The organism is Microbispora sp. ZYX-F-249, from assembly GCF_039649665.1.
In the GTDB taxonomy this organism is placed as follows: Bacteria; Actinomycetota; Actinomycetes; order Streptosporangiales; family Streptosporangiaceae; genus Microbispora; species Microbispora maris.
Map to the genome: position 1 here is coordinate 75,643 of NZ_JBDJAW010000010.1, position 14,849 is coordinate 90,491.

General features: G+C 73.4%; 16 protein-coding genes and 2 pseudogenes. 12 read left to right on the top strand and 6 right to left on the bottom strand.

What is annotated here, in order from left to right:
• Window positions 1–15 precede the first annotated feature (15 nt).
• On the top strand, window positions 16–1,083 hold the full coding sequence (locus tag AAH991_RS14515; protein ID WP_346226322.1) for a spore photoproduct lyase family protein: 1,068 nt from the start codon (window positions 16–18) through the stop codon (window positions 1,081–1,083).
• Here AAH991_RS14515 and AAH991_RS14520 read toward each other — a convergent pair.
• Window positions 1,071–1,616, bottom strand: coding sequence for a TetR/AcrR family transcriptional regulator (locus AAH991_RS14520; protein ID WP_346226323.1), 546 nt, complete (start codon window positions 1,614–1,616; stop codon window positions 1,071–1,073). The two genes, AAH991_RS14515 and AAH991_RS14520, sit on opposite strands and share 13 nt — an antisense overlap.
• A gap of 23 nt (window positions 1,617–1,639) precedes the next feature.
• On the opposite strand from AAH991_RS14520, the pseudogene AAH991_RS14525 reads away from it, so the two are divergent.
• Window positions 1,640–2,371: pseudogene (locus tag AAH991_RS14525) on the top strand (oxidoreductase); the annotation flags it as partial.
• Window positions 2,372–2,411: 40 nt separating this feature from the next.
• Here the strand turns inward: AAH991_RS14525 and AAH991_RS14530 are convergent.
• Window positions 2,412–3,212, bottom strand: a complete 801-nt coding sequence (locus AAH991_RS14530) for a class I SAM-dependent methyltransferase (RefSeq protein WP_346226324.1) — start codon at window positions 3,210–3,212, stop codon at window positions 2,412–2,414.
• A 75-nt stretch (window positions 3,213–3,287) separates the two neighbouring features.
• Between AAH991_RS14530 and AAH991_RS14535 the strand changes: the two genes are divergently transcribed.
• Window positions 3,288–3,881, top strand: coding sequence for a TetR/AcrR family transcriptional regulator (locus AAH991_RS14535; RefSeq protein WP_346226325.1), 594 nt, complete (start codon window positions 3,288–3,290; stop codon window positions 3,879–3,881).
• Window positions 3,882–3,921: 40 nt separating this feature from the next.
• A complete protein-coding gene (locus AAH991_RS14540; RefSeq protein WP_346226326.1) occupies window positions 3,922–4,476 on the top strand; it encodes an HAD family hydrolase in 555 nt (184 codons plus the stop codon).
• Window positions 4,477–4,580: 104 nt separating this feature from the next.
• On the opposite strand, the gene AAH991_RS14545 is transcribed toward AAH991_RS14540, so the two are convergent.
• Window positions 4,581–5,534: a Gfo/Idh/MocA family protein gene (locus AAH991_RS14545; protein ID WP_346226327.1), complete on the bottom strand. Its 954-nt coding sequence runs from the start codon at window positions 5,532–5,534 to the stop codon at window positions 4,581–4,583.
• 183 nt (window positions 5,535–5,717) lie between these two features.
• Between AAH991_RS14545 and AAH991_RS14550 the strand changes: the two genes are divergently transcribed.
• Window positions 5,718–6,287, top strand: a complete 570-nt coding sequence (locus AAH991_RS14550) for an Ohr family peroxiredoxin (protein ID WP_346226328.1) — start codon at window positions 5,718–5,720, stop codon at window positions 6,285–6,287.
• 85 nt (window positions 6,288–6,372) lie between these two features.
• On the opposite strand, the gene AAH991_RS40645 is transcribed toward AAH991_RS14550, so the two are convergent.
• The 3 genes and pseudogenes from AAH991_RS40645 to AAH991_RS14560 form a co-directional block, all read right to left on the bottom strand.
• Window positions 6,373–6,636, bottom strand: coding sequence for a carbohydrate-binding protein (locus tag AAH991_RS40645; RefSeq protein ID WP_507185145.1), 264 nt, complete (start codon window positions 6,634–6,636; stop codon window positions 6,373–6,375).
• Window positions 6,625–7,131 (bottom strand): annotated as a pseudogene (locus tag AAH991_RS14555) (lytic polysaccharide monooxygenase auxiliary activity family 9 protein); the annotation flags it as partial. The pseudogene AAH991_RS14555 and the gene AAH991_RS40645, both read right to left, overlap by 12 nt.
• Before the next feature lie 227 nt (window positions 7,132–7,358).
• Window positions 7,359–7,799: a GvpU-like protein gene (locus AAH991_RS14560; RefSeq protein WP_346226330.1), complete on the bottom strand. Its 441-nt coding sequence runs from the start codon at window positions 7,797–7,799 to the stop codon at window positions 7,359–7,361.
• Window positions 7,800–7,890: 91 nt separating this feature from the next.
• Between AAH991_RS14560 and AAH991_RS14565 the strand changes: the two genes are divergently transcribed.
• From AAH991_RS14565 to AAH991_RS14595, 7 genes are all read left to right on the top strand, one after another.
• Entirely contained in the window at window positions 7,891–8,295 is a 405-nt protein-coding gene (locus AAH991_RS14565; RefSeq protein WP_346226331.1) for an ArsR/SmtB family transcription factor, read from the top strand.
• Window positions 8,288–9,409 carry a cation diffusion facilitator family transporter gene (locus AAH991_RS14570; protein WP_346226332.1) on the top strand — a complete coding sequence of 374 codons (1,122 nt, stop codon included), beginning with the start codon at window positions 8,288–8,290 and terminating at the stop codon, window positions 9,407–9,409. The genes AAH991_RS14565 and AAH991_RS14570 overlap by 8 nt, the downstream gene beginning before the upstream one ends.
• A 121-nt stretch (window positions 9,410–9,530) precedes the next feature.
• On the top strand, window positions 9,531–10,364 hold the full coding sequence (locus AAH991_RS14575; RefSeq protein WP_346226333.1) for a glycosyltransferase family 2 protein: 834 nt from the start codon (window positions 9,531–9,533) through the stop codon (window positions 10,362–10,364).
• A complete protein-coding gene (locus tag AAH991_RS14580) occupies window positions 10,352–11,398 on the top strand; it encodes a glycosyltransferase family 9 protein (RefSeq protein WP_346226334.1) in 1,047 nt (348 codons plus the stop codon). The genes AAH991_RS14575 and AAH991_RS14580 overlap by 13 nt, the downstream gene beginning before the upstream one ends.
• Before the next feature lie 63 nt (window positions 11,399–11,461).
• On the top strand, window positions 11,462–11,956 hold the full coding sequence (locus AAH991_RS14585) for a hypothetical protein (RefSeq protein WP_346226335.1): 495 nt from the start codon (window positions 11,462–11,464) through the stop codon (window positions 11,954–11,956).
• 252 nt (window positions 11,957–12,208) lie between these two features.
• Entirely contained in the window at window positions 12,209–12,667 is a 459-nt protein-coding gene (locus AAH991_RS14590) for a DUF6220 domain-containing protein (RefSeq protein ID WP_346226336.1), read from the top strand.
• Window positions 12,664–14,826, top strand: a complete 2,163-nt coding sequence (locus tag AAH991_RS14595; RefSeq protein WP_346226337.1) for a multicopper oxidase family protein — start codon at window positions 12,664–12,666, stop codon at window positions 14,824–14,826. Before AAH991_RS14590 ends, AAH991_RS14595 begins: the two co-directional genes overlap by 4 nt.
• Window positions 14,827–14,849: the final 23 nt, after the last annotated feature.

The window sequence follows — 14,849 nt, forward strand, 5'->3', positions numbered from 1 at the left end:
GCTTGTTATACATAGGTGAACGAAGGCCAGAGACTGCTGGACATCCGCCGAATCTACGTCGAGCCCGCCGCCGCCGGACTGCCGCGCGGCAAGGAGATCCTGGAGCGGTTCCCCGAGGCCGAGCGCATCGAGATCGAGGCCCACCACCGCATCCCCGAGTTGTACGGGGACGAGGCGAACGTGGCCCGCTGGGTCAGGATCAAGACCGAGGCGCTCGTCCTCGGCGTGAAGAAGTCGCTCACCGCGCGGCCCAACGGCCGGTCGAGCGACTTCATCGCGCCCTCCACCGCCAACGGCTGCGCGATGGCCTGCGCGTACTGCTACGTGCCGCGCCGCAAGGGCTACAGCAACCCGATCACCGTGTTCGCCAACATCGACAAGATCACGGGTTATCTCGCCAGGCACGCCGGGCGCCAGGGCGTCAAGCCCGAGCCGAACCAGGTCGATCCGCACGCCTGGGTCTACGACATCGGCGAGAACTCCGACTGCTCGGTGGACGCGACCGTCTCCGACAACGTGCGCGACCTCGTCGGCCTCTTCCGCGGCCTGCCGAACGCCAAGGCGAGCTTCGCCACCAAGTACGTCAACCGCGACCTGCTCGACTGGGACCCGCGGGGCCGTACGCGTGTCCGCTTCAGCCTGATGCCGGCCGCGGACGCCAAGCTGCTCGACATCCGCACCTCGCCCGTCGCCGACAGGATCGCGGCGATCGACGACTTCGTCGAGGCGGGATACGAGGTGCACGTCAACTTCAGCCCGGTCGTCGTCCGTGACGGCTGGCTGGAGGACTGGGCCGAGCTGCTCGGGCAGCTCGACGACGCGCTCAGCCCGGCCGCCCGCGCGCAGCTCGCCGCCGAGGTCATCTTCCTCACGCACAACGACCGGCTGCACGAGGTCAACCTCGGCTGGCATCCCAAGGCCGAGGAGGTGCTGTGGCGTCCCGACCTCCAGCAGCCGAAGCGCTCGCAGACCGGCGGCTGGAACGTCCGCTACAAGACCGGCCACAAGGGCCGCTACGTCACCGCGCTCACCGACCTGATCGCCGAGAAGATCCCGTATTGCACGGTCCGTTACGCCTTCTGACCGCCGTCCGGCAGCGCGGGAGCGCGTACGGCGAGCTCCACCCACCGTCTCCGGGCGCGCTCCGGCGCCCCGGCGTCCGGTGAGGTGGTCAGGAGCAGGGCGACGTCGTCGGCCGTGACGTCGGGCCGCAGCGTGCGGTCCCGGTGGGCGGCGGCGACCAGGATCTCCAGCGAGTGGACGGCGCGCTCCTGGATCCCGCGCAGCGATTCGCCCGCCAGGCCCGCCACCGCCTCACGGAGCAGGCGTTCCTGTCCCATGTCCACCACCACCCGGTGCAGCAGCCCGGCGATCTCGTCCAGGGCCGCGCTCCGGCCGTCGCCCACTCTGCCCACGGCGGCGTCGAGGGTCTCGGCGATGGTCGCGCCCAGCTCGGTCACGATGGCCTCGACCAGGTCGTTCTTCGTGGGGAAGTGCCGGTAGAGCGTGCCCACGGCCACCCCGGCCGCCGCCGCGATGTCGTCCATCCCGGCCTCCGGCCCGTGCGCCGTGATGAGCTCGCGCGCCGCGCGGACGATGGCGGCCCGGTTGCGCACCGCGTCCGCACGGGGCCGCTTGGGCCGCCGGGATCCGCCGCGACGCGCCGCAGGCCACCGTCGACGTGGTGCGCCTGGACCTGGCCTCGCTCGCGTCGGTGCGGGAGGCGGCCGGCGAGATCCGCGCCCGCCACGACCGGATCGACCTGCTCGTCAACAACGCCGGCGTGACCGGGCTCTCGGGCCGCAGGGAGGACGGCTTCGAGATCCAGTTCGGCGTCAACCACCTGGGGCACTTCGCCCTCGCCGGGCTGATGCTGGATCTGCTGCTGACCGTGCCCGGGTCCCGCGTGGTGACGGTCAGCAGCATCGGCCACCGGTTCGGCCGCATCGACACCGACGACCCCGGCTCCGGCGCGGGCGCCTACGCCCGGTCGAAGCTCGCCAACCTGCTGTTCACCTACGAACTGCAGCGGCGGCTGCGGGCGGCCGGCGCGTCCACCGCGGCGCTGGCCGCGCATCCGGGCGGCGCCGCGACGGAGGTGTTCCGCTACTCCTCGCCATGGTTCCGGGTGCCGAACCTGCTGATCGCCCGGCTGTTCGGGCGAACCGCGGCCATGGGTGCGCGGCCCATCCTGCGCGCGGCGACCGATCACGAGGCCGTCGGCGGCGACTACTACGGCCCGGGCGGCCTGTTCGAGATCCGCGGCCATCCCGTGCGGGTCAGGGCGGCGGCCCGCGCCCACGACCGCGGCCTGGGCGAGCGCCTGTGGGAGGTCTCCCAGCGGCTCACCTCCGTGACCTATCCCGTCTGAGCGCCGTCGTCGTCCTCAGGACGATCGCGGCGGGTGACGGTCAGACGCGCGCGGCGGTGACCACCACCGTGACGTAGGACATCGTGAAGCCGCCGCCCATCGCGTCGATCGCGTCCCCGACGCCCGCCAGCACCTCCGCGAGCGTGTCCGGGGGAAGCCGGGTGAGGACGCCCGACGTGGGCATCTGGTCCAGCCACTCGTCGCGGGTGTAGAACCGCTGCCAGCCGTACCGCCACTCCTCGGGGTCGCCGAACGCGCCCGCGTCCCTGATCCCGTCGGCGGCCTTGTCGAACAGCGGCCGGTAGCCGTCGAGGGCCGACCCCGCGGGCCGGTCCTGCGCGGGAAAGCCGGGCATCACCCGCCGGTAGACCTCGGCGTGGGTGTCCGCCACGGCGGGCGGGGGTTCGAACACGTGCCAGAACGCCGCCAGCCGCCCGCCGGGACGCAGTACCTCCGCGGCCTTGACCGCTCCGGCGACGGGATCGACCCAGTGCCAGGCCGTCCCGGCGACGACCGCGTCGAACGTACGGCCGGCGGGATCCCACGCCTCGAAGGTCGCCACCTCCGCATCGATCCCGCTCCGGCGGGCGAAGCCGGCCATCCGCGCGTCGGGTTCGACGCCGAGCACCGTGCAGCCCGCCGCCCGGAACTGCCGGGCCGCGATGCCGGTGCCGCAGCCGACGTCGAGGACGTCGCGGCCGGGGCTCGCGGCGACGATCCGCTCCACCATCGCGCCGGGATAGGGCGGCCGGGTGCGGTCGTAGCGCTCGGCGTCAACGCCGAACGACTCCGCCATCCCTCGCGCCTTGTGCGGTTCGTGTTCGAAAGAGTTGGTGGGCATGCGCCCACTATGAGTGGGCACACGCCCACTCGTCAAACGGGATAAAGTCGGCGGACGGACAGGAGGAACGGAACGGTGCCGACGGGGGTTGCCCTCCACAACGCGCGGGAGCAGTTGTTCGCCGCCGCGGAGCGCGTCCTGCTCAGGGACGGACCGAGCGGGCTGACCAGCCGGGCGGTCACCACCGAGGCGGGCTGCGCCAAGGGCGTCCTGCACCGGCACTTCGCCGACTTCGACGCCTTCCTCGCCGAGCTCGTGCTCGACGGCATCGCGAGGATCGACGCCCAGGCCGCCGCCCTGCGCCGGTCCGCCGGGACCGGCACCGTCGCCGGCAACCTCACCGGCGTGCTCACCGAGCTCTTCGGGTCGGTCGCCGTGGCGGTCGTCGGCCTGATCATCTCCAGGGACGGCTTGCGCGCCCGGCTGCGTCAGGCCAGGCCGGGCCCCGGCCTCCCGCTCCTGACGGAGGCCGCGGCCATGCTCGCGGCCTACCTCGCCGCCGAACGCGACCTGGGCCGCATCGCGGCGGACGCCGACGTCGACACGCTCGCTCCCACGCTGCTCGGAGCCTCGCACCTGCTGTTCGCCGACCGGGACGGCGGCCCGCCGCAGGCCGACGCCGTCCACAGGATGGTGACCACCGTCATCTCCGGCGTCGTACGCGACTGACCGACGAGCGCCGGATGCGCGGCGGGTAGCGTGATCGGATGTGACGAGGCTCGCGCTGTTCGACCTGGACAACACCCTGATCGACCATGACGAGGCCTTCCGCGGGTGGGCCGTGGAGTTCGCGGACGACCGCGGCCTGGGCGCCGTGGCGGTGGAGCGGCTGGTCGCCCTCGACGGGCACGGCTACCTCCCGCGCGAGACGCTCTTCGCGCAGATCAAGGAGGACTTCGGCGTCGAAGGTCACGTCGAGGACCTGTGGGCCGCCTACCGCCGCCGGATGCCTGAGCTCGTCCGCTGTCCCCGGGAGGTGCGCGACGGCCTGACCCGCCTGCGTACGACGGGCTGGCGGGTGGCGATCGTCACCAACGGGCTGGCGGACAACCAGCTCGGCAAGATCCGGCGGACCGGTCTGGACGAGGTCGTGGACGCGTGGGCCGTCTCGGGCGCCGAGGGCGTCCGCAAGCCCGACCGGGGGTTGTTCGAGATCGCCGCGGCCCGCGCGGGCGCCGGCCTCGGTGCGGGCGGATGGGTGATCGGCGATCACCCGGTGCACGCTCCAGCTCGGTCAGCTCGGTGTGGTCGAAGAGGCGGATGACGCCGTCGAGGTCGCACAGCACCGCGTCGTACGGCCGGGGGTTCGCCATCGCCCATGCATACCACGGGTGGCCGCCTCCCGGATGGGTGACCGTCGTCGGCGGGTCAGCGCAGCATGTCGAGGGCGCGGGCGGTCCCGAGGGAGTCGTCGGCCGCCGTGTGCCGGGGCTCGGCCTCCCCGCGCAGCACCTCGTGGATGTGCCGGATGCCCCAGGAGAACGCGGTCCCCTCACCCGGCTCGTGCCGTTCGGCCAGGCGTCCCTCACGCCACACTTCGAGCCCGTCGTCCGGCCCTGGGTGGAACGGGTTGCTCAGCCGGATCTCCCCGCCGGTGCCGACCAGCCGGGTGTACGTCGTGAACGGCAGGTCGAAGCCGCAGCTCATCATCAGGCGGCCGGTGCCGAACTCCAGGAGCCCTGCCGTCTCGATGTCCACGCCCGCCTCGCCCTTGACGACGACGGCGTGGCCGGCGACGGCGTCACCGCCGAACAGCAGCTGCGCGAGCCGCACCGGGTAGCAGCCCACGTCGTAGAGCGCGCCGCCGCCGAGGGCCGCGTCGAGCCGGATGTTCTCGGTGCCCTCCATGGTGAAGTGGAAGGTCGACCAGATCTCCCGCAGGTCGCCGATCGCGCCCTCGGCGAGCAGGTCGCGCAGCCGCGCCGTCTGCGGATGGAAGGGGAAGACGAACGCCTCCCAGAGCGGCCGGGCCGACCGGCGTGCCACCTCGATGACGTCGCCGGCCTCGGCGGCGGTGAGGCACAGCGGCTTCTCGCACAGGACGGCCTTGCCCGCCTCCAGGGCGGCGATCGTCCACGGCGCGTGCAGGGCGTTCGGCAGCGGGACGTAGACCGCGTCGATGCTCGGGTCCTCGATGACGGCCTCGTAGCCGTGTACCGCCCGGCCGACGCCGTTCCGCGCGGCGAACTCCTCGGCGCGGGACAGGTCGCGGCCCGCCACCACGGCGGCCGTGCCCCCGCCGGCCTCACGCAACGCGGGCAGGAACGCCCGCGCGGCGATGCCCGCCGTCCCGAGGACGCCCCATCGGATCGCCCCACTCATACCGAACCCACCCCTCGCCGCCATGACAGAGATTTCACTGTTTACAGGGGAATGCCTGCCGGGACGGTAGCACAGGGACACTGATGGGAACTTTTGCCTCCGGAGTCCGGTATCGGGCCGCTCAGGGGGTACGTGACCGCCGATCCCGACCGGGACGCGACGCGAGCGGACGAGGGATGCGTTATGAGCGAGGAAATACGGCGATTCACCCATATGCCGAGCGATCGGGCGCCCGGGCCCGACTACTCGGGGCCGGGAGTCGAGGCGGAGCTGACCGGGGAGTTACTCGGAGACCAATCCGCGGACCGGCCCGGACGGCAGGCGGCCCGCGAGGGCGGCGAATCCTATGACGACCTGTACACGGCCCGGGCCTCCTCCGCCCTCGGCAAGGTGGCCTCGGACGACGGCATGCTCGACGTCCGCATCAAGGCGCCCGGGGAGCTCGGCGGGCCGGGCGGGGCGACCAACCCCGAGCAGTTGCTCGCCGCGGCCTACGCCTCGTGCTTCCACAACTCGCTCACCCTGGTGGCCGGCCGGCAGGGCGTCCGGACCACCGACGCCACCGTGGACACGGCGGTCACCCTGCGCAAGCGGGGCACCGCCGACGACTACACGATCACCACGGACCTGACCGTACGCCTGCCGGGGGTGGAGCCCGAGGCGGCTCGCAGGCTGGTGGAGCAGGCGCACGGCGAGTGCCCGTACTCGCGGGCCTTCATGCAGGGCGCCGAGGTGCACCTGCACGTCGCCTGACCCCGCGCCGCCCCGGCCGAGGCGTCCGGGGTGAGGGCGGGGAGCGGACCCGCGGCCGCGCACACCACGGGTCCGCCCGCTCATTTCAGATCCTCTGCCACAGCGCGGGGACGTTCGGCGGCTCCCAGCCCACGAGCGCCGTGTGGGCCTGCCAGCACTGGTACGTCGCCCCGCCGTAGGTGACCCGGTCGCCCACCTTGTACGCCGTGCCGGCGGCCCAGGTGCCACCGGCAACGGTCGGGGTGGGCGTGGGGGTACGCGTCGGCGTGGGAGACGGGCTCGGAGTACGCGTCGGCGTCGGGGAGGGAGTCGGCGTCGGGCTGGGCGTCCCGCCCCCGCCGACCTGCAGGTCGACGCAGGCGTAGAACGCGTTGGGGGTGTCGGCCACGTTCCAGATCGCGAGGACCTTCTGCCGGCCCGTCCGTCCGCTCAGGTTCACGGTGTGGCTGACGGTGGCGGGAGGCTGGCGTCCCTGGTCGTCGAAGACGGCGACCCGCGTGCCTCCGATGTAGTACTCCCACGTGCTGGTGGCGTGGCGGGCGGTCAGCGACCAGGTGAACGTGACGGTGCCGCCGACGCTGGTGGCCGGCCACGGCCTGCTCTCGTCGTCGAGCTGGGCGAATCGGGCGTTGCCGCCGCTGCAGCTGCGCAGCCCCTTCGGCCCTTCCACGCTTTGGGGCTCGTAGACGATCTCGCCGCAGTTGGGGACGCGGCCCTGGGCGCACATCGCCTGGCGGCTCGGGGGCGACGAGATGTAGCCGTGCGCCTGCGCCGGTGCGGCGACGAACACCGTGGCGCCGATGGCGATCGCCGCTGTCGCGAGGAAGGTCAGCGTTCTTCGCATGTGTGCTCCTCACTGCTGGGGGGTGGCGCAAATATAAAAGAAAGTTTCCTAACAGTGAAGGCCCAATGACTGCGTCTGTCAGATCGTCGGCGGCGGGATCGTTCCAGCGTGGGAGCTCCGCACGGCCCTGCCCGCGTGAGAGCAAGGCCCCCGCTTCGAGAGAGCACGCCCCCGCCCCCCAAAGAGCACGGCCCCGCTCCCTCGGGGAGCAGGGGCCGTGCGGGACGTCACGCCGTTCGCACGTCCGGCGTGCCGACCTGAGCGAGTGACCAGCCGCTGACGTCTTCGAGGCGGATCCGCCAGGTCGCTCCGGCGCCGCCCGCCGGGCGGTCGCCGGCGAAGGCGTCGACGAGGTGAAGGTAGTCCGGGAGGTCCTGCTCGGAGCCGGAGTCGAAGTCTCCGGCGAGCGCGGCGGCACGGTGGCGCTCCCGGCGCTCCTTCGCGCTCTCGGCGATGCGCAGGAAGAAGCCTTCGGGGCCGCCGCCCGCGGGTACCTCCTCGGCGCGCGACCGGCGGATCTCTTCGATCACCGCGGTGGCGTACTCCTCCGGGGAGACGAGATGGCCGGTGATGATCGTGCCGTTCACGGCGAGGGCGACGCCCATTCGCTCCTTCGCCATGGACACGGCGAAGACCAGGGCCCGCAGTACTGGATCGGTGGTGCTCATGCGCCGATCTTGTCATCCGCCGGACGACGGCCGTACGGGCCACCGGGTGGGAGGCGTTGACATGCGCCGGCCGTCGCCTACACTCTCACACGTGAACGATCGTTCAAGTGTTGTGGATTTCGTGACGGCCGACTCCTGCGCGCTGCCGGTCGTGGACGCGAGCCGGGTGGAGACCGTCAGGGGGGCGATGCCGGCCGCGGAGACGGTGGAGGGTCTGGCGAAGATCTTCGGGCTGCTTGCCGACCCCGGGCGCTTGCGGCTGATCGCGGCGCTGCTGGAGGGCGGCGAGATGTGCGTGTGCGACCTCGCCGCCGCGACCGGCCACAGCATGTCGGCCGCGTCCCACGCCCTGCGCCTGCTGCGTGCCCACAACGTGGTGAAGGTGCGGCGCGCGGGAAGGATGGCCTACTACCGCCTCGCGGACTCGCACGTGCGACTGCTGTTCGACCTGGCGATCACGCACATCGGACATGAGGAGAAGGACCGGGATGGGTGAGACCGGGAGGGACGCGGGCCGCGAGCACGCGCGCGAGCACGGTCACGGGCACGGTCATGGGCACGGGCACGCGGTCAGCGCCGAGGCCGACCGGCGTCTGCTGACCGGCGCGCTGGCGCTCATCGTCGGCTTCATGGCGGTCGAGGTCGTCGTCGGCGTCATCGCGCACTCCCTGGCCCTGATCAGCGATGCCGGGCACATGCTCACCGACGCCATCGCCATCGCCTTCGCGATCGTGGCCATGCGGATCGCCGCCCGCCCGCCGCAGGGCGGCTTCACCTACGGCCTCAAACGCGCCGAGATCATCAGCGCCCAGATCAACGGGATCACGCTGCTGCTGCTCAGCGTCTACTTCGTCTACGAGGGCGTACGCCGCCTGATCGAACCTCCCGAGGTCCACGGCGCCTACGTGGTCGCCACCGGCGTCGCCGGGATCGCGGTGAACCTGGCCGCGACCTGGCTGCTGAGCAGGGCCAACCGTGCCAGCCTGAATGTCGAGGGCGCCTTCCAGCACATCCTCAACGACCTGTTCGCCTTCATCGCCACCACCGCCGCCGGCGCGGTGATCTGGGCGACCGGCTGGGGCCGGGCCGACGCCCTGGCCGCGCTGGTCGTGGCCGCCCTGATGCTCAAGGCCGGGTGGGGCCTGGTGCGCGAGTCCGGCCGGGTCTTCATGGAGGCGGCTCCCGCCGGGATGAACCCGGCCGAGATCGGCCGTAAGGCCGCCGCCCTGGAACACGTCGTCGAGGTGCACGACCTGCACATCTGGGAGGTCACCAGCGGCTACCCCGCCATGTCCGCGCACATCCTGGTCGCCCCCGGCGCCGACTGCCACGCCGTACGGCAGGCGGCGCAGCGGATGGTCCACGACGAGTACGGCATCGACCACACCACCCTGCAGGTCGACCACGCCCCGCCGGAGCTCCTCGCGATAGGCGAGCCGTCTCCCGAAGCCGCCGAGCCGCACTGCACCGACGCGCACGGCCCCGCGCACACCAACGGGCGGTGGCGGCCGGCGGAGGAAACGGCGCCGGAGCGGCGCGCGGCCGGGTGCGCCGGCCGCCGCTACATCAGGTTCGCCACCCCCGGACGCCTCTCCGACCGCCGATCCTGACCGTCCCCCCTCACCGGCGGGTGGACACGAACGGCCACGTCGCCTCGAGCCGGCGCTCCCCGGCCGGGACAGGCGACCGGCGGCTCTGTTTGCCGTATCGCCCCAGGGGTATCAGGCGCGCATGTTCGCCCCGTCCGACCTGGATGTACTCGTGCCCACGAAGGACCGCCCGGGCGCGCTGGGCGTGACGTTGGCGGGCCTCGCGGCGCAGACCGTGGCCGGATTCCGCGTCGTGCTCTCCGATCAATCGGACGCGCCGGTCGCCGACGACCCGCTGGTGGCGGCGCAGCTGCGGATCCTCTGTCACCGCGACAGGCCGGTGACCGTCCACCGTCACCTGCCCCCACGCGGCATGGCGGAACAACGCGCCTTCCTGCTCGACCGGGCCGAGCGGCGGCTGGTGCTCTACATCGACGACGACGTCTGGCTGGAGCCGGAGGCGATCGAGGTCCTGCTGTCCGCGATGAGCGACCTGCGCTGCGGCTTCATCGGCTACGCCCTGCACGGCCTGTCCTACCGCGACGACGTACGCCCCGCCGAGCTGGCGCCGTACGAGGAGTGGACGGACGGCGTGCGGCCCGAGCGGGTGCGCCGGGAGTCACCGGCCTGGCGGCGCCACACCCTGCACAACGCCTCGAACCCGCTGCACCTCGCGCGCGAACACCTGGGCACTCCGGGCCCCGGGGAGTGGCGGGCGTACAAGGTGGCCTGGATCGGCGGCTGCGTGCTGTACGACCGGGAACGGCTGCTGGAGTGCGGCGGCTTCGACTTCTGGCGGTCGGTGCCGCCCCGGCACGCGGGTGAGGACGTCGCGGCGCAGCTGCGCGTCATGGAGAGGTACGGCGGCGCGGGCCTGCTGCCGAGCCGGGCCTACCACCTGGAGCTGCCCACGACGGTCACCGACCGCAGCGCCGAGTGCTACGACTATGTGTTCGAGCCGGCATGGGCGCCCTGATCGAGGACGTTCACCGCATCGCGGTGCTGCGGGCCAACGCCCTGGGCGACCTGGTCCTCGCCATGCCCGCCCTGGAGGCGCTCCGCCGGGCCTATCCGCAGGCCCGGCTCACCCTCCTCGGCACTTCCTGGCACGCCGGGTTCCTGGACGGCAGGCCGGGCCCGGTCGACGACGTCGTCGCCCTGCCGCCGATCTCCGGGGTCTCGTCGGCGGAGAGCGGGCACGAGGCGCCGGAAAGCCTGTTCGCGGAGCTGCGCGAGCACCGGTTCGACCTCGCCGTGCAGATCCACGGCGGCGGGCGCTACTCCAACCCCTTCGTGAAGGCGATCGGCGCCCGGGTGACCGCGGGCCTGCGCGCGCCGGACGCCGAACGGCTCGACCTGTGCGTGCCGTACGTCTACTACCAGCACGAGACGCTGCGCTATCTGGAGGTCGCCGCGCTGGTCGGCGGGACGGCCGAGGTGTACGAGCCCAGGATCGCCGTGACCGGCGCCGACCGCGCCGAACTCGCCCGCGTGTACGGCGAGCCGCCCCGCGGCCTGGTCGCGCTGCATCCGGGGGCGAGCGACCCCCGCCGGCGCTGGCCGGCGCGCGCCTTCGCGGAGGCGGCCGACCGGCTCGGCCGCCCGGTCGTGATCACCGGCATCGAGAAGGAGCGGGAGGTGGTCGAGGAGGTCGCGGCGGCGATGCGGCGGCCCGCCCTCACGGCGGTCGGCACGCTGAGCGTCGGCGGCCTCGCCGCGCTGTACGAGCGGTGCGACCTGGTCATCTCCAACGACACCGGCCCCCGCCACCTCGCCGCGGCGGTCGGAACGGCCACCGTCGGCATCTACTGGTCCGGCAACCTGATCAACGCGGGGCCTCTCACCCGCACCCTGCACCGCCCGCTGATCTCCTGGACCGCGCGGTGCCCGGTCTGCGGCGTCAGCGGGCACGATCCCCGGGCGGGGCGGTGCCCGCACGACGAGTCGTGGGTGGCCGAGGTCCCGGTCGACGACGTGGTCGAACAGGCCGCGGACCTGCTCCGGAGCTGATCGCCGGAGGAGACCAGCGGACGACAAGGAGTCTCCAAGTCGGTGCCCCTAGGGTCGGCGGACATGAGCAAGAACCTCGTCATCGGCGGCCTGCTGGCCGCCGCCTTCGCCCTGGGCCTGCCGGCCGCCTCCGCCCACGCCGCCACGAGCCACACCGGCACGGCTCAGGCCGCCGCGAACCGGGCCGCGGCCGCGCCGCCGATCCACTGGGGTCCGGTGCAGTCCCGGTCCGGCCACCACGGCTACGCCAAGGCCGACGTGTGGACCACCCGTTTCACGGCGGAGACGTTCGTCGTCTCGGGCACGCTGTACGACCGTGACGCGCACAGCGGGCACTGCGCCTACGTCCGGGCCCGCTTCCACTACGTCGGCGGCGGCACCGGATGGGCCCCGCCGAAGACGACCTGCGCGTCCCGCGCTTCCTTCCGGCTGTCGTCCGACGGCCGGATCAAGCGCGTGGACGTCAAGGTCTGCGTGCTCGACCGGCCGCGCCGTACGACCCTGAAGTGCTACGCCGACGCCATCACCCCGGCCATCATCGCGAACTGGCCGCAGTGACCGTACTCCCCTCGCGGTAGCGGCGTACGGCGCTGATCCCACGGCGGTAGGCCCGACAGCCTCCGGGCGTGCGACGACGCGGACGGGCCCCGGCGGCCACCATCGAGACACCGCCAGGGGACGGACGGCGCCCCGGCCCGCGTACTCCCCCAGCGGTAGCCGACGTGTCTCTCGACGAGGGACGCGCCGCAGGCCCACGTGGGACACGATCCCCGTGATCCCCGCAACCGCTGACCGAAGGGAGCAAAGAGCGTGCGCAAGGTCTACGCCGCCATAGCGGGACTGCTGCTCACCGCCGCCGCCGTGCAGATGTACTTCGCGGCCGTCGGCGCGTTCGACAAGCCGCGGGACGACTCCTCGTTCGTCCTGCACAGCATGAACGGCATGATGGTCATCCCCGTGCTGTCACTGGTGGCGGCCGCCGCCGCGGCGGCCGCCAAGGCGCCGGGCCGCCAGATCGGACTGACCGTCCTGCCCCTCGGCCTGGTCGTCGTGCAGGTGCTGATCGTCGAGGTCGGCGGGCTGTTCGACGACAGCACCGGCAACACCACACCCCTTTCCCTGGCGATCCTCGGCCTGCACGCCGTCAACGGCATGGCGGTCATCGGCGCCTGCGAGCTCGTGTTCCGCCGGGCCCGGCAGTTCGCCTGGCCCAAGCCCGGGCCACGGCCGCAGGACGCCTCGGAGGGCCGCCCGGTTCCCGCCTCATGACGACCGACCGGCTCATGGCGCTCGACCTGCTCGTCTCGGTCCTGACCGCGGCGGCGTGGGTGAGCGCGGGCGTGGCCGCCGCGGCCCGCCGTACGAGGACGACCGCGGCCCTGTTCGCCGTGGCCCTGGTCGCGTCCCTGGCCCGGGTCTGGTCCGTCCTCGCGCTGGCCGGCGCCGGCTGGTGGTTCGTGCAGGAGAAGGTCACCGTCGCCCTTCCTCTCCTCTTCGCGGCGGCGGCCGTCGCCACCGCGGTCGCCGGGCCGCGCGTCCTGCGCGCCGCCCGGCGGCCGGACGCGGTCCCCCACTCCGTACGGACGCCGGCGGTGGTGGTCACGCTGCTCGGCGCCGGGTACGCGGCGGCGGCCGGGCTCGTGCAGACCTTGCTGATCGGATATCCGGCGGACCCCGGCACCGCTGTCCTCCTCCTGGCCGTCGTCGCGGGGGCCGTCCTGGTGACCTGGCGGGCGTCCGGCGGGATCGTCCCCGGCCTGCGGACGGCGACGGCGGCGACCGCCGTGGCCGCCGTGCTCGGGGTGGCGCTCACGTTCGTCCCGGCCACGGAGGGGACCGCCGCGGCGCGAACCCCCGGGGAGGGGGCGGCTTCGGCGGGAGCCGGTGCGGCGGGGGCCGCCGGCTCCGCCGCCGGGGCGGACTCCGCTCACGGGGGCCACCCGGCTTCCGCGGACCACTCCGCGGCGCACGCCGGCTCCGGCGGCCACGCCGCCGCGGAGGCGCCGGCCTCCGTCGTGGGCGGGCCGGTCCGCCCGGTGACGGCCCTGCGCGGCCCGGCCGTGCCGCCGCCGGGCGGCGCCGTCCGCCGGTTCACGCTGACGGCGCGTACGGCGACCGTCACGCTGTCGTCGGGCCGGAAGGTGGCCGCGTGGACCTTCGACGGCCGGGTCCCCGGGCCGCCGATCACCGCCGTCCAGGGCGACCTCGTCGAGGTGCGGCTGCGCAACGCGGACATCGCGTCGGGGGTGACGCTGCACTGGCACGGCTACGACGTTCCTTCGGGCGAGGACGGCGTGCCCGGCCTCACCCAGGAGGCCGTGCCACCCGGCGGGGAGTTCGTCTACCGCTTCGTCGCGGCCCAGGCGGGGACGTACTGGTACCACACGCACGAGGTGTCCGACCTCGGCGTGCGGATGGGGCTCTACGGCACGCTCGTCGTCACGCCGAAGGGGGCCGCCGCCACCGGGACGGACCTCACGCTGCCCGTCCACACCTTCTCCGGCACGACGGTGACCGGCGACCACGACCAGCCCCTGGTCCGGCAGGTCGCGCCCGGCACGCCCGTGAGGCTGCGCCTGATCAACACCGACAACACCCCGCACCGCTTCACCCTGGCGGGCACGCCCTACCGGTTGGTGGCCGTGGACGGGACGGATCTCACCGGTCCGGGCACGCTGGGCCGGGCCGGCCTCCGGCTCGCCGCGGGCGGCCGCTACGACCTCGCGTTCACGATGCCGGCGGGCCCCGTCGTCCTGCGGACCGACGACCGGTCCGACGCCGTACGGCTCGCTCCCGGACCGTCCGGCAGCGGCACGGACGCGGGCACGGGCACGGACGCGGGCACGGGCACGGGCACGGGGGCGGGCACGGGCGCGGGCACGGGCACGGGCGCGGGGGCGGGCACGGACGGCGGAACCGCCGCCGGAGGCCGCACGGAGGACTGGCCGGAGCTCGACCTCACCCGGTACGGCACGCCCGCCCCCACGCCGTACACGCCGCGGAGCCGCTTCGACCGTGACTTCACGCTCGTCCTCGACCGGGGGCTCGCGCTCGCCGGGGGGAAGCCGGCCTACGCGCACACGGTGAACGGCCTCGCCTTCCCCGACATCCCCACGGAGGTGGTCAGAGAGGGCGACCTGGTCCGGCTCACCGTGGTCAACCGTGGCCGGGACACCCACCCCTGGCACCTCCACGGCCATCGGGTGCTCGTGCTCTCACGTGACGGCCGCTCCCCCACCGGCAGCCCGCTGTGGCTCGACACCTTCGACGTGCGGCCGGGCGAGGTGTGGGAGGTGGCCTTCCGCGCCGTCAATCCCGGGCTGTGGATGAACCACTGCCACAACCTCAGCCACGCCGACCTGGGGATGATGCTGCATCTCGCGTACGAGGGGGTGACCACCCCCTTCCACGGCGCGCACGGCGGATGACGCCTGCGGTCGGAGCGCGTGCG

What these genes read in the sequence shown, in the direction of transcription:
- AAH991_RS14550 (WP_346226328.1), top strand. Translation starts at nt 5,718, where the DNA reads ATGAGCGAGGAAATACGGCGATTCACCCATATGCCGAGCGATCGGGCG.
- AAH991_RS14570 (WP_346226332.1), top strand. Translation starts at nt 8,288, where the DNA reads ATGGGTGAGACCGGGAGGGACGCGGGCCGCGAGCACGCGCGCGAGCAC.
- AAH991_RS14595 (WP_346226337.1), top strand. Translation starts at nt 12,664, where the DNA reads ATGACGACCGACCGGCTCATGGCGCTCGACCTGCTCGTCTCGGTCCTG.
- AAH991_RS14585 (WP_346226335.1), top strand. Translation starts at nt 11,462, where the DNA reads ATGAGCAAGAACCTCGTCATCGGCGGCCTGCTGGCCGCCGCCTTCGCC.
- AAH991_RS14580 (WP_346226334.1), top strand. Translation starts at nt 10,352, where the DNA reads ATGGGCGCCCTGATCGAGGACGTTCACCGCATCGCGGTGCTGCGGGCC.
- AAH991_RS14575 (WP_346226333.1), top strand. Translation starts at nt 9,531, where the DNA reads ATGTTCGCCCCGTCCGACCTGGATGTACTCGTGCCCACGAAGGACCGC.
- AAH991_RS14530 (WP_346226324.1), bottom strand. Translation starts at nt 3,212, where the DNA reads ATGCCCACCAACTCTTTCGAACACGAACCGCACAAGGCGCGAGGGATG.
- AAH991_RS14545 (WP_346226327.1), bottom strand. Translation starts at nt 5,534, where the DNA reads ATGAGTGGGGCGATCCGATGGGGCGTCCTCGGGACGGCGGGCATCGCC.
- AAH991_RS14560 (WP_346226330.1), bottom strand. Translation starts at nt 7,799, where the DNA reads ATGAGCACCACCGATCCAGTACTGCGGGCCCTGGTCTTCGCCGTGTCC.